Below are 24001 nucleotides of genomic sequence, written 5' to 3'. Positions count from 1 at the left end.
GGTGTGACCCCACCCGAGTGGGGTCACACCGTGCCGAGGGCGGAGGCTCTCGCTGGGCCAGGACCGCTTTACGGGAGAGGACACCGCCATGGCGGCTGTCGGCGTCCCGGAACATGGCGGTGTTGTCACGCGGTGGGGCGACCTCGTCGTGGATGGGGCACAAAGGAACTCGAAGGGAACTCACAGGTGACAGCTGGTGACGAACGAGCCGTACGCGCAGCGGAGTTGACGCCGTTCACCGAGTTACCGGACTGTTGAGTCACTGAGTCCGCCGAGTCCCATCCGACACTTCACGGAGGCCCGGAACCATGTCCCAGAACCACCCCCGCCTGTCCCGACGCACGGTTCTCGCCGGCGCCGCCGCCGCGCTCGCCGTGGCGGCCGACGCCGGCACGGCGAGCGCCGCTTCCGGCGCCCCGACTCGCGCGTACCCGACCGAGTTCCCGCTTCCCGACGGTTTTCTCCCCGAGGGGATCAGCATCGGCGGAGAGCCGTACGCCTACATGGGCTCGCGCGCCAACGGTGCCGTCTACCGCACCGATCTGCGCACCGGCAAGGGCGGATTCATCTACGCGGGGGCCACCGGCACCGCGGCCATCGGGCTCAAACTGGACCATGACGGCCTGCTCTACATCGCCGGAGGCGGCGGCGGATCCGCGCGGGTCGTCGACTCCCGAACCGGCGAGCTCGTGACCACGTACCAACTTACCGACGAGACCGGCCACTTCATCAACGACGTCATCCTGCTCGGCGGTCGCGCCTGGTTCACCGACTCGCGCGACAGCGTGCTCCACGGCGTACCGCGCGGTCGCGCAGGAGAGATCCTCAGGCTGCCGCTCAGCGGCGACTGGGTGCAGATACCCGATGTGAACAACGCCAACGGCATCGTGGGCACCCCCGACGGCCGAGGGCTGATCGTCGTCAGCAGCACGTCCGGCACGCTCTACCACGTGGACCTCAGGACCGGTCGCGCCACCGAGATCGCGCTGAGCGGCGCGGACAACGTCTCCAACGGCGACGGCCTCGTCCGCATCGGTCGCACGCTGTACGTCGTGCAGAACCGGCTGAACCTCATCAGCGTGTTCGATCTCGACGCCAAGGTCCGCACCGCCACCCTGCGCCGTACGATCACCGACCCCCGCTTCGACGTCCCCACCACCGCCGCACGCTGGGGCAATCGCCTCTACCTCGTCAACGCTCGCTTCACCAGCCCCCAGACGCCCGACACGACGTTCAACGGTGTCGCCGTGTCCCTCTGACGCGGGGGCGCCCGGGCAGGTTCATCGACCCCGCCGGCCGGGCGTCAGGAGCGGCCGCGACGCATGCGGTTCAGGCGGTTCAGGCCCGCCCGGCCACGGGGGGCCTCGCCGGCGCGTACCGGTGGGGCGGGCGGCCGCTCCGTCCGTCCGCCCGCCTGGTGGGACAGCCGCTCGGCGAGGGAGACGATCGTGGGGTGCTCGTACTCTCGCTGGTGTGGGGACCGTGGGCGGGAGGCGAGGGGATGGCCGCCCGCACCGGCCGGACGGATGACGGCGTGGTCCGAGCCGTCACCGCGGCCGAGGGCCTGGCGCTGTTCGACGCCGCCCTCGCGGCGGGCGAGCCCGTCCTCGCGCCGCTGCCGCTGGACCCGGCGGCCTCCCGCGCCCGACGGCCCCTCCCGCCGCCCCTGCGGGACCTGTCCGGTCCGTCCGGCCCTCCGCTGGGCGCGGCCGGGGAACCCGGTGACGGCGGAGGACCCGGTGATGGCGGGGGACCCGCTTCCGGTACCGGCCGGGTGCCGGACGAGACGCCGGGCGCGTGGCGCGAACGGCTGGCGCGGCTACCCGTCGCCGACCACGGCCCCGCTCTGCTCGCACTGGTCCGCGAGGCGGTCGCCCACGTGCTCGGGCACACCGGCGCGACCGCAGTCACGGCCGACCGCGCCCTCAGCGAACTCGGCCTCGACTCCCTGGCCGCCGTTCAGCTGCGCAACCGGCTGAGCCTGCTCACCGGTCTGGAGCTGCCCCCCACGCTCACCTTCGACCTGCCCACCTGCGAGCAGCTGACGAAGCATCTGCTCGCCGGGCTGTCCGAGGCGCCGCCCGACCGGGAGGCGGTCGCCGCCGGGTTGGCGCGTCCCGCGAAGGCCCGGTCACTCCAGACCCTCGCCTCCCTCTACCGCCGCGTGTGTGCGACGGGTGACGTCGTCTCGGCGATGCACCTGCTCGTGACCGCCTCCTTGGCGGTCCCCGGCTTCGGCCCCGAGGATTCCGCCGCGCACGCCCTGGACCCGCTCCACCTGGCCAAGGGTGAGGCCGGCCGGCCGCCGCTGGTGTGCTTCCCCGGCTTCTCCCCGGCCCTCGGCAGACCCTGGTACGCCACGCTCGCCAGCCACTTCGAGGAGGACCGGGACGTGTGGGAGATGCGGCACCCGGGGGTCACCTCGGGCGACGCGCTGCCGCGCGACTGGCGGACACTGGTGGACCTGCACACGGCCACCCTGCGCGAGCGGCTGGGCGGGCGCCGCCCCGTCCTGCTGGGGTGGTCGATGGGCGGGTGCCCGGCCCACGCGGTCGCCGCGCGGCTCGCGGCCACCGGCACTCCGCCCGCCGGCCTGATCCTCCTCGACACCTACCATGTGACCCCCGAACGGGAAGCCGAGCCGTGGCTGCTCGCCATGCCCGCCCGCGCGGCTCTGACCATGGGAGCGGAGTTCGACACGGCGGTGGACGACATGGCCCTGGCCGCGTTCGGCGGCTACACCCGGATGCTCCGGGGTTGGCACCCCGAACCCCCGGACGTGCCCGTCCTGCTGGTCCGCGCCACCGACCGGCCGCCGGAGGCGGACACCCACGGCGACACCCCCGCCGGGCACGAGGGGCAGGCCTCCTGGCCCGGTCCGTGCGACACCATGGAGGTCCCGGGTGATCACTGGACGATAGTGGAGGAACACGCCGTCACCACGGCCCGGGCGGTCCGCGCCTGGGCCGACGGGCTCGCGGGGCGCACCGGCTGAGCCACGGCCACCCGGCACGGGCAGGCCGGACCCGCCCACCTGCGAAATGCGCTCGCGCGGTGCCGCGAGACCGCGGCCCCCGGGGTCAGCCCGTCATGCCCGACGAGGTGTAGCCGTCGATGAACCGGCGCTGTAGCAGGAGGAAGGCGATCAGGACCGGGATGACCATGATCAGGCCGCCGGCGCTGACGAGTGTGTAGTCCTGGGTGTAACCGGACTTGAAGGAGAAGAACGCGGTGGAGACGGGCATCTTGTCGCTGCTCTGGATGAAGGTCACCGCGAGCAGGAACTCGTTGTAGGCCCCGAGGCCGGCGACGAGTGCGGCCGTCAGGATGCCCGGCCAGGCCATGGGCAGGACCACGCGGGTGAACACCCGCCATTCGCCTGCCCCGTCGAGACGGGCCGCCTCCTCGTACTCCTTCGGCAAGCCGACCATGAAGGAGCGGATGAGCAGGGTGGCGAAGGGGCTGAAGATCGCCCAGTAGATGATGACCAGGCCGAAGAGGCTGTCGTAGAGACCGAGGTTGGTCCACATGTAGAACAGCGGGACCAGGAAGAGCTGGATGGGCAGGGCTGTGGTGACCAGCAGGTAGTAGATGATGCCGTTGCTGCCGGGCACGCGCAGCCGGCTCAGGGCGTAGGCCGCGCAGCTGGAGATCACGCACACGCCGAGCGCGGTGGCGATGACCACGATGGCGCTGTTGCGCAGGCCGACGCCCATGTTGGCCTGCTGCCAGGCGTCGACGAGGTTGTGCCACCGCGGGTGGGTGGGCAGGCCGAGCGGGTTGTCGGCGAGGCCGGAGCGGGTCTTCAGCGCGTTGAACGCGAACAGCAGCATCGGGCCGACGGCGAAGAGCGCGAGCAGCAGCAGGACGGCGTAGGTCGCATACCGTCCGAACGAGAGTTTCCTCAACGGAGTCCGTTGGGTCGGCGAGGTGTTCACGGTACTCAAATGTCCCACCCCCGGCGGCGCAGGTAGAGGAAGCCGGAGACCGCGATCACGCTGATCAGGGCCATGATGACGCCCATGGACGCGGCATAGCCGGCTTCTTGGTTGGCGAAGGCGCTGCGGTACAGCAGGGTGCCGAGTACGTCGGTGGAGCCTGCCGGGCCGCCCTGGGTGAGGATGTAGATGTAGTCGAAGATCAGGAACGACCAGATCACGGTCATCAGGCCCAGGAACATCAGGGTCGGCCGGATCCCGGGCAGGGTGATGTGCCAGAACTCCTGCCACATGTTCGCGCCGTCGATACGTGCCGCCTCGTACTGTGAGGGGTTCACCGCCTGCATCGAGGCGAGGAAGATCACGACGAGGAAGCCCCACCACTGCCAGGTGTTGATGAACGCGACCGTGCCCAGCGCCAGGTGCGGGTCACCGAGGAAGTTGACGTCCTTCAGGAATGGCAGGCCCAGGTTGGCGAGGCCCTGGCCGATGCCCTGGTCGGGGCTGAGCAGGCTTTGCCAGATCGAGCCGGAGACGACGGTGGCGACGACGTACGGGATGAAGTAGGCGACGCGGAAGAGCATCTGGAAGCGCTTGACCCGGGAGAGGAGGAACGCTCCGAACAGTCCCATCGCCATGGGCACCGTGAGGAAGAACGCCGTCCACAGGACGTTGTGCCACAGGGCGTTACGGAACTCCGCGTCGCCGAAGAGGCGTTGGTAGTTGTCCAGGCCGACGAAATTGGCCGAGCCGAGCCCGGTCCAGTCGGTGAAGGAGTACCCGATCGACAGAGCGCCGGGCACGGCGATGACGAGGGCGTTGACCACCAGCAGCGGTGCCATGAACGCGAAGCCGATGCCGGCGCGGCGCAGTTTGCCGCGCCGGGCCGTACGGGCGGGCCTGCTGGGCGGGGCCTTGGGCCGGTCGACGTGCAGGACGGCCACGGAGTCACGCTCCCTTCGGAGCGGGCACGGGTGGCCGCTTGCCGGCCTTGAGCTCCTGCTGGAACAGCTTGTCCAGGCCCGCGCAGTAGTCCTTCGGGCTGAGGTCGCCGGTGATCACCTTCTCCATCTGTTCGTAGAGGTAGGTGTCCGACTTGGGCGGCCAGAAGGTCCAGGTGGTGTAGCCGATGTCTTTGGCCGCGTTGAGCTGGAGGTAATGGCGCTTGACCCGGGGATCGATGTCCTTGGGGAAATCCGCTTCGGTCACCTTGACGGGGGCCGGGGCCACGCCGGTCGCGGACAGCCACTCAAGTTGGCGCCGCCCGTCGGAGACCAAGTAGTCAAGCACGTCTACCGCCTGCTCGGGGTGCTCGCAGTCCTTGTTGACGGAGTAGGCGGTGCCGATCGACAGCGGCTGTACTCCCGCGGGCACGCTGCTGTTCATGGACGGCAGCGGTGCCCAGTCCCAGGTCGCGTCGTTGCCGGCTGCCTTGCCGAAGTACGGGGCGATCTCACTGAACGTCCAGGACCCGTTGAAGAACAGGGCCACATCTCCGCTCGCCATCTGCTCGTAGACGGCCGTGAACTTGTTGGTGAAGTACTTGTCCGGGCCGCCCCCGAACCACCCCTTGTCGAACCAGCCCTTGAGCACGGCGATCGCTTCCACGAAGACAGGGTCGGTCCACCTGCGCTTCCCGGTCAGTGCCTCGTACAGGGCCTCGGGACCCGCGAAGGTGTTCCAGATCCAGGTCACATGCCACTCGGTCGCGGCCTTGAACTCCGCGTTGCCCGCGCCGACCGGCACCATGCCCTTCGCCGTCGCGTCCTTGCAGAGATCCTCGAACTCGGCCCGGTTCGTCGGCGGCTTCCAGCCGTGCTTCTTGAGCGTGGCGGGGTTGTAGAAGACGGCCATGGTCTCGTAACCGGACGGCAGCGAATAGAGCTTGCCGTCGGCACGGCCGGCGTCCAGTGCCCACGAAAGCAGATTGTTCTGCCAGCCGAGCTTGTCCACGTAGGGGTCCAGCGCCAGCAGATTGCCGTTGCTGACATAGGGCAAGGTCTGCGCCGGGCCCGCGGTGCCGACGATGTCGGGGCCGCGGCCCGAGGCGATGGCGGTCTGGGTGAGCCGGCCGATCGTGTCGATCTGCTTCACCGACATCTGCACCTTGCGCGCGTTCGCACCGGTGGCGGTCTTGTTGTAGGCGTCGACGAAGTTCTGCTGGAAGTACTTCTCGATGTCCTTGCTGGCGAAGGCTCCCCAGTACGTGATCTGGTTGCCACTCGCACCGCTTCCTGAGCCGCAGGCGGACAGGGCCGTGGCGCCCAGCGCCGCGGTGCCGGTCAGTTGCAGGAATCGGCGGCGTGAAAGGGATGCGGTCATGGGGTGGTCTCCGAGTTCTGAGGTGCCCGGTGTCGGTGACGGTGACAAGGGAGGGGCGGGTGGTGCGACGTCACTTGCTCATCACCAGCCGTACGGTCCGCTCGGCGAGGTCCGAGATACGGGAGCCGTCGAAGCCTCGGATGGCGCTGCGGGCGGTGTCGTTGAGGGGCTTGGTCCAGTGGGCCGGCAGCCGCTCGGCGCCGCTGATGATCCCGGCGACGCTGCCGACGGTGGCGCCGTTGGAGTCGGTGTCCCAGCCGCCCTGCACCGTGAGCCCGATGCTGGCGGTGAAGTCGCCGTCGCCCCACAGGAGTCCGGCCACGACGAGCGCGGCGTTGTTGACCGTGTGGACCCAGGAGTAGTGGCCATAGCGGTCCTCGACAGCCGCGCGGGCCTGCTCCCAGGTGTCCCCGGCCGCGTGCCGGTCGAGGACGAACCGGATGGCCTCGGCCAGCCTGCTGCGGGGAGGGACGCAGGTCAGGGAGGTCTCGACGGCCTCGCGTGCGGTGCCGGTGAACGCGGCGGCCACGAGTGCCGCGGCCCACATCTCCCCGTAGACGCCGTTGGCAGTGTGGGACAACTCCGCGTCACGGTAGGCGAGTTCAGCGGCAGCGCGCGGATCGCCGGGGTGGACGTAGCCGAAGATGTCCGCGCGTATCTGGGCCCCGATCCACTCGCGGTAGGGGTTGTCGATCTTCCCGGCGCGGGAGGGTTCGTGCCCGATGACCAGGTTGCGGTAGGTGGAGCGCTCGGCGGTGAAGGTCTGGGTGTACGGGAGCCGGTCCAGCCATTCGGCGGCCACGTCCTCACGGGTGTAGCCGAACCCGTACTCCTCAAGGATGTGCAAGCCCAGGATCGTGTAGTCGATGTCGTCGTCGCGCGCGCTCTCCGAGATCCGGCCGCGGGTGGTGTACGGCCAGAACTCGCGCAGCCTGAATCCCTCGGGCATGGGGTCCAGGACGGGTATGTAGTCGCGCAGGGGGTAGGCGTCGGCCAGCTCCAGGTACGTGCGCAGGTGACCGGCGGTCCAGTGGTCGCCGTGCTCGACCGGCTTGCCGAGATTGCATCCCGCGCAGCGGCCGAGCCAGGCGCCCAGCATCCGGTCCCGGAGTTCCGGCTCGCCGATCGTTGTCACGGCGGGTGCCTCGGGCAGGGTCGCGAGAATGGCATCGAGGCCATCCGGCTCGTCGTAGGTCCAACTCGCCTTGCGGGCCGTGGTGGTGAGCTCGTCCAGGAGCCTGCGGGCCGCGGTGACGTCGTCACCGGCCGCCGCCTCGTGCCCGGCCGCGGCGAGTTCGCCCAGCTCGTATCCGCTCTCCTGGCGCTGCGCGAGTTCCCAGCGCAGCAGTTCACGAGGATCGTGGGGCTCGTGGTTGTTCATCGTTCACTGCTCCTGTCGTTCACGTGCAAAGGATTTATGGGGGAGGTCAGGCCGACTCGCGGCGCACAAGGGAGTTGGCGATGACGAGTTCCCGGGAGGGGGCCGTCTCCTCGGTGTTCAACTGGCGCAGGAGGGCTTCACCGCACGAGCGGCCCACCTCGCGCGCCGGGTTCACCACGGTGGTGAGCGCCGGGGTGATCAGGGACGCGGCGTCGATGTCGTCGTAGCCGGTGATGGCGAGCTCGGCGGGCACGTGCAGACCGCGCTTGCGTGCGGCATCCAGGACACCGATGGCGATGAGGTCATTCGCGCAGGCGATGGCATCCGGCCTGTCCTCCCGGTCCAGAAGGATCTCGGCCGCCTCCCGCCCCGCGTCCCGGGTGAAGTCGCCCCGGACGACGAGGTTTTCGTCGACCACCTGGTCGGCCTCGGCCAAGGCCCGGCGAAAGCCCGCCTCACGCACATCGCTGGGGCCGGTGTGCCGGGTTCCGCCGATGTACGCCACCCGGCGCCGTCCCAGGTCGCACAGGTAGCGGACCGCCTGGGCCATGCCTCCCTCGTCGTCGCTGCGGACCAGGTCGCCGAGGTCCGCGTCGAAGGGGCCGCCACCCAGGCGGACCACCGGCATGATCTTCCGATGCTCCAGCAGGTCCTTCCTGGAGAGCTGGAAGGGAGCGATGACCACACCGTCGACACTCCGCGTCGCCATGTCCCGCAGGAAAGCGGTCTCCTGCTCGCGGGTTCCGTCGGTGTTGCAGACCACCGTGCGGTACCCGGCCGGCACCAGCACGTCGTCCAGGCCGCGCAGCATCATCGGATAGAAGGGGTTGGTCAGGTCCGGGACGATCAGCCCGACGGTCATCGTCCGCCGGGTACGCAGTCCCTGTGCGAGGGCGTTGGGCTGGTAGCCGAGCTCCTCGATGACCCCGAGCACGCGGGCCTTGGTCTTCTCCGAGACCGGCCGACGCCCCGACAGCACGTGGGAAACCGTGGTGACGGATACCCCGGCCCGCGCGGCGACCTCTGTCATGCCGACCTGCGTCACTCTCGACCTCCGTGCAAAACGTTTGGCATGGTGTGGCCGTCACGTTCGTCCCACCCTTGCTGTGTTGTCAAGAGGTGAACCACGTATTAATTGGCGATTTCCGGACGAGCTCCTGATGTGTGCGATGACTCTTGACGAGGTCCGAGGTATCAGCTTGAGTTGGCGCGCAAATCGTCTTGCATCCACGAAGCCGGTGTCATCGACGTAGTCGATGTGGTTGCCGGTGATGGTGCAGCTGCTGGTGCAGGCGCTCCGGCGGTTACCGCGCACCCGCCATCGCGAGTGACGGGTCCCTTCGGTGCTTCGGTGCGGTACGTAAGCGGTGCGGGCCGTGCGAGACCGCCCCATGCCCGCTCCGTCGTGTGCGGCGGGACGGATCGTGGGTGCCCGGCACCTAGGGATACGGCGGCCTGGTTCCGGCTCCACCGCGCGGCGAACCTGGTGGTCAGGCGGCCGCCGTAGCCGTCGAAACACTCGCCTCGGACCCGTACCGGCGTTCACTCCCGCAGCGGGCACACCGATGAGGCGACTCCACTGAGGAGCACGCGATGAGCATCACCCGCACCATGAGCTGGAACCCCGGGGCCCTCGACGAGATCCTTTCGAACGACGAGGGGCGTCCCGTCCTGTTCACCAACGCCCGCATCCTGACGATGGACCCGCTGATCGGGACCATGACCGGCGCCGACCTCCTGTTCGTCGGCTCCCTGCTGGTGGGGGTCGGCCCCGCCATCGTCACCGCGGCAGGGGACGACAACGCCATCGTCGTCGACTGCACCGGCCTGACCATCGCCCCCGCCGTCGTGGACGCTGTGGCGCTGGCCGGTGGCCGTGGCCACCGCTCGGAGTACGTCGCGACGCTGACCCCGGGCAACACATCCGACTTCCTGGTGGTTCCCGACGAACTCGCCACCGACGTGCCAGGCGCGGTGACCACCCTCGTGACCCGGCCGGAGCGGGTCCACGCACTCGTCGCGGCCGGCCGGCCGGTCCTGTGGGCCGGCGCCGATGTCCCCGGGCGGGTCACCGCCCCCGCGACGGGCATCCCGGCCGCCGCGGACCTGACCGGCAGCCCGCGCGTCGGCGTCTGGATCGACAAGAACGACTTCCTGCACCAGGAGCTCACCGCCGACGGCCGCTATGACGAGACCCGGGGCGGCCGTCCGCACGCCTACCAGGGCCGGTACTGGATCGACGGCGACCGCGTCGACTACCTGGACGACCTCGGCTTCTGGGCCTACGGAGAGTTCCAGGGCGACGAACTCCACCACGCGGGCTACGTCATGAAGCTCGGCTGACCTTCCCTCCGGTCGGCGCGCTCACCGTCCCGATGCCGACGCCCCGGCCGCACGGCCCACTCCGGCTCGCGGCCCCTCCTCCCGGCCCTCCCCGCCGTACTGAAAGAAGCCCCCTCATGAACGTCAACGACACCACCAGCGCCGCCGTGCTCGAAGAGCTCCGGCGCCGTCCCGCCGCCCGTCGGCGCATCCTGTTCACCGGCGCGACCATCGTCACCATGGACCCCGGCCTCGGCGTCATCGACGGCGGCGACCTCCTCGTCGAGGGCGACACGATCACCGCCGTCGGCCGCGACCTCGGCGCGGGCGATGTCGTGGCCGTCGACGCCACCGGCACGATCCTCACCCCCGGCTTCGTCGACACCCACCGGCACGCCTGGGAGGCCCAGCTGCGCCGGATCATGCCGGACGTCGATGACCTCGGCGGCTATGTCATGGCCACCCTGGCCGGCTACGCCACGGTCTACCGGCCCCAGGACATGTACATCGGCACCCGGCTGGCCGCCCTGACCGCGATCGACAGCGGCATCACGACCATGCTCGACTTCTCCCACAACTCCCGCACCCGCGAGCACTCCGACGCCGCGATCGAGGCCCTTGCCGACACCGGCATCCGAGGCGTGCACGCCTCCATGGGCCCGCACTTCGGCGCGTGGGACCGGCAGTGGCCCGGCGACCTGACCCGCCTCAAGGACCGGTACTTCAGCAGCGAGGACCAGTTGCTCACGCTGCGCCTGGCTACCCTGGCCACCGCCGAGATCGCCGGACCGACGCTCGCCTACGGCCACGAACTCGCGCGTGTCGCGGAGGAGTTGGGCATCGGTGTGAGCGTGGACGCCGTCTTCGGCACGTCCTCCTCCGAGGCGGTCCTGCGCTGGGCCGAGGACGGCGTCCTCAGCCCCGACGTCACCCTCATCCACTCCACCGGGCTGACCTCCGAGGCATGGCAGGCGATGGGAGAGAGCGGCACCACCGTGGCCCTCGCCCCCACGTCCGACGCGCAGATCGGCCTGGAGACCGCGATCCCCGCCGTCGACGAGGCACTGTCCGTCGGAATCCGCCCCGGACTGAGCATCGACGTCGAAGTCGCCCTGGCCAGCGACATGTTCACACAGATGCGGGCCCTGCACGCCATCCAGCGGATGCGCGCGGTCAACGCCGCCTACGGCACCGACCGGCAGCCCTCCCGCATCACCACCCACGACGTCCTCGACTTCGCCACCCTCCAGGGCGCCCGCACCAACGGCCTGGCCGGCGTCACCGGCTCACTCACCCCGGGCAAGAAGGCCGACCTGCTGGTCATCCAGGCCGAGGACCTCAACAACATGCCGCTCAACGACCCGATCGGCACCATCGTGCTGGGCTCCGACGCCCGCAACATCAGCGCCGTCCTCATCAACGGCGAGCCCCGCAAGTGGGACGGACGGGTCCTCGACGTCGATCTGGCCGCCCTGCGCGGCGAGGTGCACGCCTCGCGCGAGTACGTGCTGAACACCCCGGCTGCCTGAGACAGGGCCCAGGTGTTCAGTTCACGGAGGTCGGTGACAGTGATCACGGTCGGGTGATCTTGAATGAGTGAGAACTCCGAACGCTGGTCCCCGAACAAGTCCTTACCAACAGCCGGGCTCGCCGCAGGTCTCCAAGCCCGTCGGGCATACCAGGACGACCTGGCACGCGACGCGGTGCCCCCGCTGCCGGCTTGGGCGGGCGAGGCCTCGACCTCATCACCGACCTGCCCTCGACGGCCGACAGCTTGCCGTCCGACTCCGTCAACACGTCATGGCGGGGGAGAACAGCGTGCGGCTGTTCTCCCCCGCCATGACGGGACGGATTTCAGATGGCCTGGGCGGTGGGCATGACGGTGATCTCGGTGAGGTTGACGTGACGCGGGACGGCGGCCATGAAGGCGACGGTTTCCGCGATGTCGGCGGACCGCAGGCAGTCGATGTCGCGGATGAGGTCGGCCATCAGCTTGGAGGCGTCGGGATCGGTGACGTGGTCGGGGAGCTCGGTGTCGACCATGCCGGGTTCGATGGTGGCCACGCGGACCATCCTGGGACCGAGTTCGACGCGGAGCAGCCGGGTGAGGTGGCTGACGTACGCCTTGGTGCCGGAGTAGACGGAGAACTTCGCCAGGACGCGGGTGGCCGCGACGGACGAGGTGTTGATCAGGTCGGCGGGCTTCCCCTGGGCGGCGGCGTCCGTCAGGTGGCGTCGTCGTGGGCGGTGGCGGCGGACTTCTCGCGCCACGGGGCGAGGTCGTCCCGCATCTGCTGGTACTTGACGTCGAGCCGCTCAAGGGTGTCGCGCCCGAGGTAGAGGTGCGTGGGCAGCTTCTCGGCAGAGGCGACTTCGACGATGAGGGCGGCGCCCTTGACGGGGTTGCCGAGCTGGGCGTGATTGGCCCGGTCGATCCAGTCCAGCGTCACGTGGGCGGGGGTGTCGTCGTAATCGGCGATGCGGTTCGCGGCGACCGACAGGGAGCTGGCGTCGAGGAAGTCGGTGCGGAAGACGCCTGGCTCGACGACCATCGACTGGATCCCGAACGGTGCCATCTCGGCGGAGAGCGCCTCGCTGATGCCGGCGACGGCGAACTTCGACGCGCAGTACAGGCTGACGCCGGGCTCGCCCTCGAAGCCCGAGCGGGAGCCGATGTGCACCAGCCTGCCCGAGCCCTGCTCGCGCATGACGGGCAGAACAGCTCGGGTGACGTTGATCAGGCCGAAGACGTTGAGGTCGAACAGTGACCGGGCCTCCGCGTCGGTGATCTCCTCCAGCGCGCCGAGCAGGCCGCGGCCGGCGTTGTTCACCAGGACGTCGATGCCGCCGAACCGGTTCACGGCGGCCTCGACCGCCTGCGGGATGCTGTCCTTGTCCGTGACGTCCAGGGCGACCGCGCAGACCTGGTCGGAGTCCTTCAGGTCGGCCGGCACCCGTTCCGGGTTTCGCACGGCGACCACGACATCGTTACCGCCTGCCAGTGCGGCGCGGGCGATTTCAGCACCGATTCCGCGCGAAGCGCCGGTGACAAACCACGTAGCCATAGGGAAAACCTCTTTCGTCGCTTCCCCTTGTCGGGGATTTCCTGTTGACGAATTCAAGTGTGCCGGTCGGCTACAGCGCGATGAAGGCTGCGCTTTTCCTGGGAGTGTCACACCCAGGAAGGCGAGGCGTATGTCGGGGAGGAGCACCGAAGGCCGCACAGTGGCTCCAGCAGGCCCAGGACCATCATTCGCGGCAGCATTCGGGCCCTCCATTCATGGGCTGCGCCCGGCACCCTTGTCGGAGTCCGTCGACAGGTGCGTATTCCGGATGATTTCCGGGCCGGAATTCCGGGTGCCGTCGAGAGGAATACGCCGTAATCGGCCGGGGCGTCGCATGCCAGTCCCGCCGGGGCACATACGCGTCCGCCGGAGACGGTTTTCCGGCGGTCCCCTGGTTCAGGCGCCGTGTGCGGGATTCCGCTGGTGAGGTACGTCGGGTGCGCCGATGGATCCCAGCAGGGCCAGGCCGTCGGCGGAGGGGGAGCTCGGCTCGGCCTGAAGGATGATGAGCTGCTGTCCCGGGGCGCTGCGGATGTTCAGGGCCTCGTGGCGCAACTCCAGGTCTCCCACGAGGGAGTGGTGCACCCGCTTGACGTCATAAGGCGGGACCCGGGAGTACTCCCGTGCCCACAGGGCGCGGAACTCGCCGCTGCGCACCGACAGTTCGCCGACGAGCTCCAGGATGCGGGGATCCTCGGGGGTGCGTGCGGCGGTCCGCTGAAGGTCGGCGACAGCATGATGCCTGGCCCGCTCCGCGTGCCGGTAGAAGGTCTTCGCCGCAGGGTCCAGGAAGAGCATGCGCAGCACGTTGTCGGGCTGCGCGAAGTCACGGTAGAGAGCGTCGGCCAATGAGTTGGTGGCCAGCAGGTCCTGGGCATGACCGATGATGAAGGCCGGCGTCGTGGTCCAGCTTTCGATCAGTCGCCGCAGATGTGGGCGGACACGCTCGACCCGGACCGGGGACTTCGTGCGGCGGGCTGTCGGCCGGGCCAGCCGGAAGAGTTCCCGCTTGTCCTCATCCCCGAGTCGCAGTGCGCGGGCCATGGCCTCCAGCACCCGGGGTGAGGGGCTGAGTTCACGGCCCTGCTCAAGCCGGCTGTAGTAGCTCAGGCTGACACCTGCGAGCGCCGCGACCTCGTCACGCCGCAGGCCGGCCACCTTTCGGCGGCCGACGTTGGACAGTCCTGCCGCGGCAGGGCTGAGACGTTCTCTGCGGGAGCGTAGAAACTGGCCCAGCCCTCCAACCGAGTCAGGGTGTGTGTCGTTGTCCATATGGCCAAGGCTAGGCGGAGAACGACGGATAGGGCTCTTCCGACAGTGGGTGCGTTACACCCAGGAATACGGGTCCCGGGGGGGCGAAAGCACGTGACGGACTACGGGAAGTCTTTACGGGCGCCTCGTGAGCGCGACCGTTCGAATCGCCGGTGCCCCTCGGCAGGTCCCGGCCGCAGCCCAGCTTCCGCAGCGAGTCGCGGGGGCTGGCAAAGAGCATTGAGCAAGGTGGAGAGTTACCCTGTGTGAAGGGCATGCCACGTGGTGCCACAGTATGCGACCGACACTTCCCGTTGCCGGAAAACCATCTAGTCTTGCGGCATGAGCAACGGGACCCCTTTGGGTGATTTCCTCCGAGCCCGCAGAGAAGCCTTGAAGCCACACGACGTCGGTCTGCCCGAACACGGGAGACGCCGGGTGCCGGGACTGCGCAGAGAGGAAGTCGCGCTGCTCGCCGGAGTCAGCTCCGACTACTACATCAGGCTGGAACAGGGGCGCGAGAACAGCCCGTCTCCGCAGGTCCTCGACGCCGTGGCGCAGGCGCTGAAACTGGACGCGGAAGCCGGCGACCATCTCAACCGCCTCTGCCTCACCGCCTCGCAACGCCCCCGTGCCTGGGGCGAGACGGAGGTCAGCCGGCAATTGTTGCGACTGATGGACGGTTGGGAGCACACTCCGGCCTTTGTCGTCGGCCCGGCCCTCGACATCATGGCGGGTAACTCCCTGGCCACGGCCCTCCACAGTGGGTTCGACCGGTTCGACAACCTCGCCCGCATGGTGTTCGTCGACCCGGCAGGGCGCGAGTTCTACCAGGAATGGGAGCGAGCCGCACACTCCTGTGTCGCCGAACTCAGGGCCGCCTACGGATACGACCCCGACTCGGCCCGTATCGCCGAAGTCGTGGCGGAACTGTCCGCCCGGAGCAAGGACTTCGCCAGGATCTGGCAGATGCACGAGGTGAAGGGCAAGTCTCAAGAAGGCAAGCATCTCAAGCACCCCCAGGTCGGAGACCTGCACATCGAATTCGCGGCTTTCACCGTCAACGGGGCCCCGCACCAGCAACTGGTGGTCTACCAAGCTGAACCGGCAGGCCCGACTGCGGCCGCCTTCGAGACTCTGAGGGCCATGGCCACCCAGCCGAAGCAGGCCCGGGCAGCTGTGCCCGTGGCCGACCTCGCCGTCAACGAGCGGTAGCGGCGAACATGAGCATGTGAGCGGTGTGCCCGGCCCCATGGTCCGGCCCCATAGTCCGGCGCCTTGGGGAGGCGCACGCGGCACGCGGCACGCGGCACGCGGCACACGTCACACGTCACACGTCACACGGCAAGGGGCCGTGGCGGATCGGGTCACACGGGAGACGCCAACGCATGAATGCGCCACCATCGCCACCTGGAGCGAAGCGGACTGACGGATCATCCGTCCGGATCGGCGCTCTCGTTCCGCTGACTCGGCCCGGCTGGGTCGAGGCGGGCCAACACTTGCTCGCTGGACTTGAGTTGGCCGTTCGCGAGGTCAATGACGCCGGCGGGATCGTCGGAAGACCACTCGAACTGGTGGTCCGTGACACCGCGGCTGATCCACAGAGGGCCGCGGCGGCCGTAGATGAATTGGCTCGCCTGGGCGTGGCCGCCTTGGCGGGGGAGTATCACAGCGTCGTCGCTCGCGCCGCTGCCGCCAGGGCCGATGCCCTCGGCCTGCCGTTCCTCTGCTCGTCAGCGGTTCTCGACGCGCTCACCGAACAGCCAACGCAATGGGTCGCGCGCCTCGCCCCGGCGCAGTCCCACGGCTGGCGGATCTACGCGGACTTCCTCCTCAGCGCGGGCCACAGCCGAATCGCCGTAGCGGCCGAGTCGAGTGTCTACTGGGCATCCGGGGCCCGCATTCTGCGGGACTATCTCGCTCCACGCGGCGGCACCGTCATCGAACTCGACATGCGCGCGCTCGCCCCCACGGCGGTGTGCGACGAACTCGTCGACAATCGCGCGACAGCCCTCCTTCTTCTGGTCGGCCACCCGGAGCCAGCGGTGTCGATTGTCAAGTCCGTCCGCCGTGACCAGCGCCTCACCGAGATCATGATCGGTGCTCCGGCCGGGCAGCCGGAGTTCGCCGAATGGGCGGCGTTGCTGGGTGACGACGGCGCCGCGATCCCGTTCCTGCGCTACCTGCCCGAGCGCCTCAGCCCACTCGGTGTACGAGTCGGGACGGCCCTCCGCGAGCGGCTGGCCGAAGCGCCCTCCTTCGTCGCTTTCGAGGGCTATGACACGGTCGCCGTCCTCGCCGATGTGCTGCGTTCTCACGGCGCGGACCGGGCGCGCGCTGCCGAATCCTGGCCGCGCGTCGCAGTCGAAGGCACCCGCGGGCGGATCCGGTTCTCCCGCACGCCAGGCATCAGCGTTTGGCAGTGGGCTTGGCCGCCAATCCAGGTCGCTGATCGAGATCCGGCGGAACCCGGTCGCTTTCGGATCCTTCACGCCGGCTGAGAGAGCACGGAGGTCCGGCCGCCCGGAAGGCCACACCACGCGGACGGCTGGGCATACGTGGCCTGGTCACGCGTGCCCGTCCCGTCTGCCGCGCCGATGACCACCGATGGTGCCTGCCCCCATTCCGCGAATGGGCAGATCGTTCTCTGCCGGGCCTGCCGGGCCTGCCGGGCCTGCCGGGCCTGCCGGGGGTGCCGGGGGTGCGCTGGTGACAGCTGACGCTCGTCCGTAGCGTTGGGCGAGAGGAGCGGAGGTGATGCCGTGTGCGACGACACTGAGCAGAACGGTGCACACGACCACCGGGACGATCGACCGCCAGGCCGGCGGGGCGAGTTCTTCGACCGCCAGCAGACCGAAGATGACGGATGCCAGACCGCGAGGGCCGAACCAGCCCACGAACAGGACCGTCTTCCTGTCCAGACCGCTTCCGGCCAGGGAGAGGGCCACCGGCACCATGCGTACCACCGTCAGGCTCAGTACCGCGTAGAGCGCTGCCTGCCAGGTGAGGTGATCGAAGGCGGCCGGAACCAGTACGGCACCGAAGAGAAGCCACACCAGCACCGAGAACAGCGAGGCGGATTGCTCGATGAACAACAGCACAAGGTGTGGGGCGCCGTGCGTCGATCCGAAGGCCAGGCCGGCGACAAAGGCGGCGACGAAACCGTTGCCGCCGATCGCGATGGCCGAGGTGTAGCTGAGGAGGGCCAGTGCCAGGACACCCGTCCCGGCGACGTCCTCGGTGGCCCAGCCCTTGCGCAGGGCGAAGCGCAGCCCCCATCCGGCGATCAGCCCGAGCACCGTGCCGTAGACCAGGCCGATGGCGAGTTCCACGAGGGCACTGCCAGGGGTGTGCGCGTCCGACGTACTCCCGGCCATGGACACTCCGGCCAGGGCGAGTACGACGAATGGGGTGGCGATGCCGTCGTTCAGGCCGCTCTCGACATTGAGGAGCCGGCGAATCCTCCCGGGCACGACCGGATTGACCATCATCGTGGCGCCGAGCGCGGCGTCTGTCGGAGCGAGTGCGGCTGCGACGTACAGCGCGGCCCACCCCGACACCCCGGGGAGCAGACCCACGGCCAGCAGAGTGCCGAGGCCGATACACATCGGCAGCCCGAGCAGCAGAAGTCGTACATACAGGCCGAGTTCCGGGCGCAGGACCCGAAAGGACAGCCGTGCGGCATCGGTGAAGAGCACCCAGGCCAATGTCACCTCGGCGAGTGTTCGCACCGCCCCCGGCGACGGAGCCAGGTCCAGTACGCCGATTCCCTCGCTCAGCAGCAGGCCCAGCAGTACGAATGCCACGGGGGCGGTGAGTTCGATGTGTGCCAGCCGCTGCAAAAACAGACTCCAGAGGAAGAGAAGAAGCAGGATCAGCGAGGAGATTCCATCCACCGGGGGCTCCGTAACCATGACCGCGTCGTCGGCTGGGTCCGGCCGGCCGGACAGGGCGTAGGGCCTGATTCTCGGCGATCGTGGCGTCCAGAAGATCCAACTGGAGCGAGAGATCCTGGCTTTCACCCGAGTGGTGGTACGCGTACGCGCGGTGCGACTCCCGGAGCCTCGCCGACACTCGGCTCTGTAGGCGTCCGGTACGTCGTTGGAAAACGGCGTCCTGGTCGAGCGCCCGGAAGCCGTCGCTGCCTGATCGTGCGTCACCCGATACATGGTTCTTGACGAATCGCTCGATGGAGCGGCGTCGGCGGCACTACGCTGCTGTGTTGTGCAGGAGACGCGCCTTGACACTGCTCGGATCCGGGCGGCTCGCCGGGTGATCGACCCGATGTTTCTCGACACTCCGCTGTACCGCTGCGAGGCGCTGGAGCCCGGCCTCGGTTGCACGGTGAGCATCAAGCTCGAAACGGCGAACCCGGTCCGCAGCTTCAAGGCCCGCGGCACTGAGGTGGTCGCGAGCCTGCTCGCCGACCATGGCTCGCGAGCCGTGGTGTGCGCCAGCGCGGGCAACCTTGGTCAAGCCCTCGCCTGGTCCGGCCGCGGCCGGGGGCTCGACGTGACCGTGGTGGCATCCCGCTTCGCGACCGCGGCCAAGCTTGACCGCATCCGCGCGCTGGACGCCAGGTTGGAGCTGGTGGACGGCGATCACGAGCTGGCTCGCGAGCGGGCGGCGGCCATCGCGCGGTACGACGGCATCCGGTTGGTCGAAGACAGCCTGGACATCGAGACCTGCGAGGGCGCGGCGACCATCGGCCTGGAACTGGTGGGCACCGTACCGTCGTTCGACGCCGTCCTGATCGCTCTCGGTGGCGGGGCGCTGGCCACCGGTGTGGGGCATGTGGTGAAGGCGTTGGCGCCCGAAGTCGAGGTGATCTGCGTCCAGCCGTTGGGCGCACCAGCGATGACACACTCGTGGCACAGGCGGCACGTCGTCACCACCGACTCGACCAACACCATCGCTGACGGCGTCGCCGGCCGGCGCCCCATTCCGGCCGTTCTGGACGACCTCCTGCTGGTCGCTGACGACGCCGTTCTGGTCCAGGAGGCGTCTATCACCGCCGGTATGCGGATGCTCCTCCACCACGCCGGCCTCGTTGTCGAACCGTCGGCCGCGCTCGGCATCGCGGCGATCCTCGAAGACCGTGACCGCTTCGCCGGCCGACACGTAGTCACCATCGTGTGCGGCAGCAATGTCGACGTAGACGCCTATCACCGCTGGGTCGGTGCCGCTCCCATCCACAGGACCTAAACGCCCTCGCCGGTCTCCGCAACCTCGGGGTGGCGAACCCGCGGCGCGGTGCTCATGCGCACCGGTATCTGGAAGTTGGCCGCCGTACGCCAGGAGTTCACGGTGTGATCCGCGAATTCACCTATGGGCAAAGGGAGTTCACCGGAGTGCTCTGGCAACTCGGCCACGCATGACGGAAAGATAACGGGTCTGGACCCAATGCTGGCGCCTGGCCCGGGAAATCGGATACACACCGTCCTGGGTCCGGTCCCGGCCGCACGCACCCGGCGGACGTACGCCCGCCGGCTCTTCCCTCGCCATCCCTCATCCCGGAGGAACCCGTGACCTCACCCATGGCCCCAGGCGTCTCCCGCCGCTCGGTACTGATCGGCGCCGCCACCCTGGCCGCCCTCGCGGGGCCGCTCCCGGCCGTCGCCCGCGCCGCCGCCAAGACCCCGAAGGTCCTGGTCATCGGCATCGACGGCACACTGCTCAGCAGGATCAAGGACGCCGAGGCACCAAACCTGGACAGGCTCATGGCCACCGGACTCACCGCGCCGAGCGCCCTCTACGCCAACCCCATGGCGCCCACGATGTCCGGCCCCGGCTGGTCCACGATCCTCACCGGCGTCTGGCCCGACAAGCACAAGGTCAAGGACAACAATTTCACCGGGCAGCAGTTCGCCCGGTACCCCGACTTCCTCACCCGGATCGAGACCGCCCGGCCCGCCCTGCGCACCTGTGCCGTCTCGTCCTGGGCGCCTCTCACCGACACCGTCTTCTCGTCGAAGGTCGACACCCGGATCTCCACCCCGGGAGCGGAGTACGACACGGGCACCACGTCACGTGTCGTCTCCCAGCTCAGCTCCGGAAATCCGGACGCCGTGTTCGTACAACTCGACAATGTCGACCACGCGGGCCATTCCTACGGTGCCGCCAGCCGGCAGTACCTGGACGCCATCCATGGCGTGGACAGCCAGATCGGCCAGATCCTGGCCACGGTCAATGGCCGGTCGACGTACGGCTCCGAGGACTGGCTCATCATGGTCACCACGGATCACGGACACACCGACGCGGGCGGGCATGGCGGGTCGAGCCGGCCCGAGCGCGAGACCTTCCTGATCGCCACCGGACCGACGGTCACCGCGGGCTCCACGCGCCACGACATCCGGATGCCCGACGTCGCGGCCAGCGGGCCCATCTCGGTATCGCTCTCGACCCCGCCTGGGACCTGGACGGGCGCCCCCTTCAACAGCCCAGGCCCGACGACTTCGACGCGCTCCGCGGCTCACTCCTCACCCGTACGGATGAGACGGGCATCGGGGCGAACATCCTCGGCTACACCCATACGCCGCCCAGCGGCTGGTCCATCGACAACTCCAGGATGGGCACGGGCGGGGTGAGCGAGTGGCGCGGCTGGTCCTTCACCACCGATGAGTTCTGGACCGCGGCACAACCCGACCAGCAGCGCGAGTGCCATGTCCGGGCGCGCAACGTCTTCGCGGTCGCCGACGGCGACGAGTGGTCCGACAAAACGGTCTCCGGCACCTTCGACTCCACCCTGATCAGCCGGGCGTACCCGGTCACCGGCGGCGCCACCGCCACACTCACGTACACGACGTTCTACCGGCACGAGGCACCGCAGAAGGGCGACGTGCTCGTGTCCTACGACGGCGGCGCCCCCGTCTCCGTGAGGACGTACGACACCGACGCGACCTCGCGTGTCGAGAGGATCGCTCTCCGGGTCCCGGCAGGAGCCACCAGCGCGCGCGTCCACTTCCGCTACACCGGCGGTAACAACTGGTTCTGGGCCGTCAGTGAGGTCTCCATCGGCGGGTGACACTCCGAGGGGGCCGGGGGAGGGGAGGTCACCCTGCCCCGGCCCCCTCGGACAGGATCGGTCCCTCGGTCCGTCGGTCCGTCGGTCCGTCGGTCCGTCGGTCCCGAGGTCATGCGAGGGCGGTCCCGACGGGCGGGCATGGCGGAGAATGTTTACTTCTGTTGTTCCTCTTGTTCTTTATTGGTGGCGGCCCTACCTTCCAGCTAGAACCTCGGATGAATGGCCCTGGACACTCCCCGAAGGAACGACATGAAACCTACGCGACCGGGCTCAGCCCGTACCGGGTTCGGCGGGCGCAATACCGTCTGCGCAGCCGCCGCCCTCATTGCCGGGGTGTTCATCGCCCTGATGGGAACGGCCATCGCGCAGCCCGCCGCGCTTCCGGGGACCTCCACGGTCATCGGAGGTCTGCAAGGTCCTCATGGCGCGGCTGTCGTGGACAACACCGGCCGCACGGTCATCGACGTCACGGACTTCGGCGCTGACCCTTCAGGCAAGGCCGACTCCGCGGCCGCCGTCGACGCCGCCATCGCCCACGCGAAGACCGTGGGCGGCCCCACCACCATCCACTTCCCTGCCGGTACGTACCACATCTGGCCCGAGCGGACGCCGAAGCGGGAGCTGTACGTCAGCAACACGGTCGGCAGCGACCAGGCGTTCAAGACGAAGAACATCGGCATCCTCGTCGAGGACATGCGGGATGTCGTCGTCGACGGCGGCGGATCGAGGATCGTCAACCACGGCTTCCAGACCGTCTTCGCGGCGATCCGCTCAAGCGACGTGCGCTTCACCAACTTCTCGCAGACCTGGGTCGCCCCCAAAACGGTCGACATCACGGTCGCCGACACCGGAGCCGCCTCCGGGCAGGCGTACCGGATCATCGAGATCCCCGAGACCTACGACTACGCCGTGGAAGGCACCTCGGTGCGCTGGAACGGCGAGCGGAGCCCGGCCACCGGACAGCCGTACTGGACCGGCACGGACTCCTTCAACTACTCCCAGGTCCACGACCCCGCGACCAACAAGACCTGGCGTACGTCCAATCCGGTCTTCCAGAACGTCGCGAAGATCACCGACCTCGGCGGCGACAGGCTGCGGTTCACCTACAACGACAGCACCGCCCCCGGCGACCGCGGATACGTCTATCAGATGCGCGAGGACACCAGGGACACGCCGGGCGCCCTGTTCTGGGAGTCGTCACGTATCACGGCCGATCACCTCCGGCTCGGCTATCTGCACGGCTTCGGCATCGTGGGCCAGCTCAGCGAGGACATCAGTATCGACTCGGTCACCTTCAAGGCCGACCGCGCCGGTGGCCGCGTCACCTCGGGCTTCGCCGACCACATCCAGATGTCCGGCATCAAGGGCACGGTACGCGTCACCAACAGCCTCTTCGACAACCCGCAGGACGACCCGATCAACATCCACGGCACCTACCTCCAGGTGACCGCCGCCGAGCCGCAGACGCTGCGACTGCGCTACATGCACGACGAGACATCCGGATTTCCCCAGTTCCACCCGGGCGACACGATCGAACTCGTCAACAAGCGCACCATGCTCGCCGCCCCCGGCGCGACGGCGAAGGTGGTCTCGGTGACCGGACCGACCGGCAGCGGTGTCCCGGACGGCGCGGACCCGGACACCTACCTGCGCGACATGACGGTGGTCCTCGACCGGGCGCTTCCCGCCGCGGTAGTCACCGCTCCCGGCGACTACGTGGCCGAGAACACCACCTACACGCCGACCGTCGAGATCACCGGCAACACGTTCCAGGCCGTGCCGACGCGCGGCATCCTCGTGACGACGCGCAGGCCGGTGCTGATCGAGAACAACCGCTTCGACGGCATGAGCATGGCCAGCATCTACATCTCGTCCGACGCCCGCGCCTGGTACGAGTCGGGCCCGGTGCGGAACGTCACTATCCGCGGCAATGTCTTCGACCGCCCCGCGAGCCCGGTCATCTTCTTCGACCCCACCAACCAGGACTTCGTCGAAGGGCAGCCGGTGCACCGCGACGTCCTCATCGAGGACAACGACTTCAACCTCACTGGCGGGACCATCATCTCCGGCCGCGGCGTCGGCGATCTGACCTTCCGTGACAACCGCGTCGAGCGCTACGCCCATCTGCGGCTCACCGGACCCTCGCGGGACCTGCATGTGGGCGATACGACGACGGTGACCACGGACGCGCCGCCCGCGAGCCACCCGTCCCCGCTGTTCACCTTCGACGGCGCGGATGACATCACCCTCGCGAACAACACGTACGGCGACGGCTTCAACAAGCGGGTCAACACGGCCAACATGGCCGCCTCCGAGGTCACGGTCACCGGCGACGGCCTGGCCCTCAACGCCGACAACATCTCGTCCGCGCCGGTTGCCGTCAGCTTTTCGAGCTCCCACTCGAACGTTGCCACGGTCGACAGCGAGGGCGTGGTCAAGGCGGTGAGCCGCGGCACGGTGACGATCACGGCCCGCGCCACCATCGGCGGCGTCCAGGTGACCTCCAACCCGGTGAGGGTCCTCGTCACCACGGCCGCGAAGTCGCCGACCGGTCAGGCGTGGGCGAGCGGATCCGGCCTTCGTCCCGCGGGCGAACCGCTGAGGCCCGATCGAACGTGACCGCGGCCAACGCCGAGTGGAGCCGTAATCGCTGGTCGGTGCTTCCGCGGAGTGCCCGATGTCCCCGGCTGCCGGGTGT

General features: G+C 69.0%; 18 protein-coding genes and 1 pseudogene. 9 read left to right on the top strand and 10 right to left on the bottom strand.

Features of this window, described 5'->3' with window-relative positions; genetic code table 11:
• Positions 1-308: 308 nt before the first annotated feature.
• Together ACFRMN_RS16750 and ACFRMN_RS16745 are read left to right on the top strand one after the other, a co-directional pair.
• Positions 309-1259, top strand: a complete 951-nt coding sequence (locus tag ACFRMN_RS16750) for an SMP-30/gluconolactonase/LRE family protein (protein ID WP_383019657.1) — start codon at positions 309-311, stop codon at positions 1257-1259.
• A gap of 194 nt (positions 1260-1453) precedes the next feature.
• On the top strand, positions 1454-2995 hold the full coding sequence (locus tag ACFRMN_RS16745; protein ID WP_383019654.1) for an alpha/beta fold hydrolase: 1542 nt from the start codon (positions 1454-1456) through the stop codon (positions 2993-2995).
• A gap of 85 nt (positions 2996-3080) precedes the next feature.
• Here ACFRMN_RS16745 and ACFRMN_RS16740 read toward each other — a convergent pair whose 3' ends face one another.
• The 6 genes from ACFRMN_RS16740 to ACFRMN_RS16715 form a co-directional block, all read right to left on the bottom strand.
• Positions 3081-3938, bottom strand: coding sequence for a carbohydrate ABC transporter permease (locus tag ACFRMN_RS16740; protein WP_383019679.1), 858 nt, complete (start codon positions 3936-3938; stop codon positions 3081-3083).
• A 5-nt stretch (positions 3939-3943) separates the two neighbouring features.
• Positions 3944-4882 (bottom strand): carbohydrate ABC transporter permease, encoded by a 939-nt coding sequence (locus ACFRMN_RS16735; RefSeq protein ID WP_383019651.1) that lies wholly within the window; start codon positions 4880-4882, stop codon positions 3944-3946.
• Positions 4883-4886: 4 nt separating this feature from the next.
• Entirely contained in the window at positions 4887-6260 is a 1374-nt protein-coding gene (locus ACFRMN_RS16730) for an ABC transporter substrate-binding protein (RefSeq protein ID WP_383019648.1), read from the bottom strand.
• 70 nt (positions 6261-6330) lie between these two features.
• The gene (locus ACFRMN_RS16725) at positions 6331-7641 is read right to left on the bottom strand and encodes an ADP-ribosylglycohydrolase family protein (RefSeq protein ID WP_383019645.1); all 1311 of its coding nucleotides are present in this window, start codon (positions 7639-7641) and stop codon (positions 6331-6333) included.
• A 46-nt stretch (positions 7642-7687) separates the two neighbouring features.
• Positions 7688-8671 carry a LacI family DNA-binding transcriptional regulator gene (locus ACFRMN_RS16720; RefSeq protein WP_383019642.1) on the bottom strand — a complete coding sequence of 328 codons (984 nt, stop codon included), beginning with the start codon at positions 8669-8671 and terminating at the stop codon, positions 7688-7690.
• Between the two features lie 54 nt (positions 8672-8725).
• Positions 8726-9034 carry an Atu4866 domain-containing protein gene (locus ACFRMN_RS16715; protein WP_383019639.1) on the bottom strand — a complete coding sequence of 103 codons (309 nt, stop codon included), beginning with the start codon at positions 9032-9034 and terminating at the stop codon, positions 8726-8728.
• A gap of 200 nt (positions 9035-9234) precedes the next feature.
• Here ACFRMN_RS16715 and ACFRMN_RS16710 point away from each other — a divergent pair, with 200 nt between their 5' ends.
• The gene (locus ACFRMN_RS16710; RefSeq protein ID WP_383019638.1) at positions 9235-9984 is read left to right on the top strand and encodes an Atu4866 domain-containing protein; all 750 of its coding nucleotides are present in this window, start codon (positions 9235-9237) and stop codon (positions 9982-9984) included.
• Positions 9985-10100: 116 nt separating this feature from the next.
• Positions 10101-11492 (top strand): amidohydrolase family protein, encoded by a 1392-nt coding sequence (locus tag ACFRMN_RS16705; RefSeq protein ID WP_383019635.1) that lies wholly within the window; start codon positions 10101-10103, stop codon positions 11490-11492.
• Positions 11493-11817: 325 nt separating this feature from the next.
• Here the strand turns inward: ACFRMN_RS16705 and ACFRMN_RS16700 are convergent, their stop codons facing one another.
• The 3 genes from ACFRMN_RS16700 to ACFRMN_RS16690 form a co-directional block, all read right to left on the bottom strand.
• Positions 11818-12234 (bottom strand): SDR family oxidoreductase, encoded by a 417-nt coding sequence (locus ACFRMN_RS16700; RefSeq protein ID WP_383019633.1) that lies wholly within the window; start codon positions 12232-12234, stop codon positions 11818-11820.
• Positions 12189-13028: an SDR family NAD(P)-dependent oxidoreductase gene (locus ACFRMN_RS16695; RefSeq protein ID WP_383019630.1), complete on the bottom strand. Its 840-nt coding sequence runs from the start codon at positions 13026-13028 to the stop codon at positions 12189-12191. The genes ACFRMN_RS16700 and ACFRMN_RS16695 overlap by 46 nt, the downstream gene beginning before the upstream one ends.
• A gap of 396 nt (positions 13029-13424) precedes the next feature.
• Positions 13425-14300: a helix-turn-helix transcriptional regulator gene (locus ACFRMN_RS16690; protein WP_383019627.1), complete on the bottom strand. Its 876-nt coding sequence runs from the start codon at positions 14298-14300 to the stop codon at positions 13425-13427.
• Positions 14301-14621: 321 nt separating this feature from the next.
• Here ACFRMN_RS16690 and ACFRMN_RS16685 point away from each other — a divergent pair, with 321 nt between their 5' ends.
• Both ACFRMN_RS16685 and ACFRMN_RS16680 read left to right on the top strand, forming a co-directional pair.
• Positions 14622-15494 carry a helix-turn-helix transcriptional regulator gene (locus ACFRMN_RS16685; protein WP_383019625.1) on the top strand — a complete coding sequence of 291 codons (873 nt, stop codon included), beginning with the start codon at positions 14622-14624 and terminating at the stop codon, positions 15492-15494.
• A gap of 173 nt (positions 15495-15667) precedes the next feature.
• Positions 15668-16780 carry an ABC transporter substrate-binding protein gene (locus ACFRMN_RS16680; protein ID WP_383019622.1) on the top strand — a complete coding sequence of 371 codons (1113 nt, stop codon included), beginning with the start codon at positions 15668-15670 and terminating at the stop codon, positions 16778-16780.
• A gap of 66 nt (positions 16781-16846) precedes the next feature.
• Here the strand turns inward: ACFRMN_RS16680 and ACFRMN_RS16675 are convergent, their stop codons facing one another.
• Complete coding sequence (locus ACFRMN_RS16675) at positions 16847-18175, bottom strand: cation:proton antiporter (protein WP_383019619.1); 1329 nt, start codon at positions 18173-18175, stop codon at positions 16847-16849.
• A gap of 328 nt (positions 18176-18503) precedes the next feature.
• Between ACFRMN_RS16675 and ACFRMN_RS16670 the strand changes: the two genes are divergently transcribed.
• From ACFRMN_RS16670 to ACFRMN_RS16660, 3 genes and pseudogenes are all read left to right on the top strand, one after another.
• Positions 18504-19484 (top strand): threonine/serine dehydratase, encoded by a 981-nt coding sequence (locus ACFRMN_RS16670; RefSeq protein WP_383019617.1) that lies wholly within the window; start codon positions 18504-18506, stop codon positions 19482-19484.
• 332 nt (positions 19485-19816) lie between these two features.
• Positions 19817-21303 (top strand): annotated as a pseudogene (locus ACFRMN_RS16665) (alkaline phosphatase family protein).
• A gap of 249 nt (positions 21304-21552) precedes the next feature.
• A complete protein-coding gene (locus ACFRMN_RS16660) occupies positions 21553-23922 on the top strand; it encodes a right-handed parallel beta-helix repeat-containing protein (RefSeq protein ID WP_383019614.1) in 2370 nt (789 codons plus the stop codon).
• Positions 23923-24001: the final 79 nt, after the last annotated feature.

Source organism: Streptomyces sp. NPDC056835, assembly GCF_042789485.1.
Classification (GTDB): domain Bacteria; phylum Actinomycetota; class Actinomycetes; order Streptomycetales; family Streptomycetaceae; genus Streptomyces.
This window is presented reverse-complemented; position numbering and strand designations above follow the sequence as displayed.

Excerpts from the sequence above, each read along its gene's own strand:
- ACFRMN_RS16750 (WP_383019657.1), top strand. The coding sequence starts at position 309 with ATGTCCCAGAACCACCCCCGCCTGTCCCGACGCACGGTTCTCGCCGGC.
- ACFRMN_RS16730 (WP_383019648.1), bottom strand. The coding sequence starts at position 6,260 with ATGACCGCATCCCTTTCACGCCGCCGATTCCTGCAACTGACCGGCACC.
- ACFRMN_RS16725 (WP_383019645.1), bottom strand. The coding sequence starts at position 7,641 with ATGAACAACCACGAGCCCCACGATCCTCGTGAACTGCTGCGCTGGGAA.
- ACFRMN_RS16720 (WP_383019642.1), bottom strand. The coding sequence starts at position 8,671 with ATGACAGAGGTCGCCGCGCGGGCCGGGGTATCCGTCACCACGGTTTCC.
- ACFRMN_RS16715 (WP_383019639.1), bottom strand. The coding sequence starts at position 9,034 with ATGGGGCGGTCTCGCACGGCCCGCACCGCTTACGTACCGCACCGAAGC.
- ACFRMN_RS16710 (WP_383019638.1), top strand. The coding sequence starts at position 9,235 with ATGAGCATCACCCGCACCATGAGCTGGAACCCCGGGGCCCTCGACGAG.
- ACFRMN_RS16705 (WP_383019635.1), top strand. The coding sequence starts at position 10,101 with ATGAACGTCAACGACACCACCAGCGCCGCCGTGCTCGAAGAGCTCCGG.
- ACFRMN_RS16695 (WP_383019630.1), bottom strand. The coding sequence starts at position 13,028 with ATGGCTACGTGGTTTGTCACCGGCGCTTCGCGCGGAATCGGTGCTGAA.
- ACFRMN_RS16690 (WP_383019627.1), bottom strand. The coding sequence starts at position 14,300 with ATGGACAACGACACACACCCTGACTCGGTTGGAGGGCTGGGCCAGTTT.
- ACFRMN_RS16685 (WP_383019625.1), top strand. The coding sequence starts at position 14,622 with ATGAGCAACGGGACCCCTTTGGGTGATTTCCTCCGAGCCCGCAGAGAA.
- ACFRMN_RS16680 (WP_383019622.1), top strand. The coding sequence starts at position 15,668 with ATGAATGCGCCACCATCGCCACCTGGAGCGAAGCGGACTGACGGATCA.
- ACFRMN_RS16660 (WP_383019614.1), top strand. The coding sequence starts at position 21,553 with ATGAAACCTACGCGACCGGGCTCAGCCCGTACCGGGTTCGGCGGGCGC.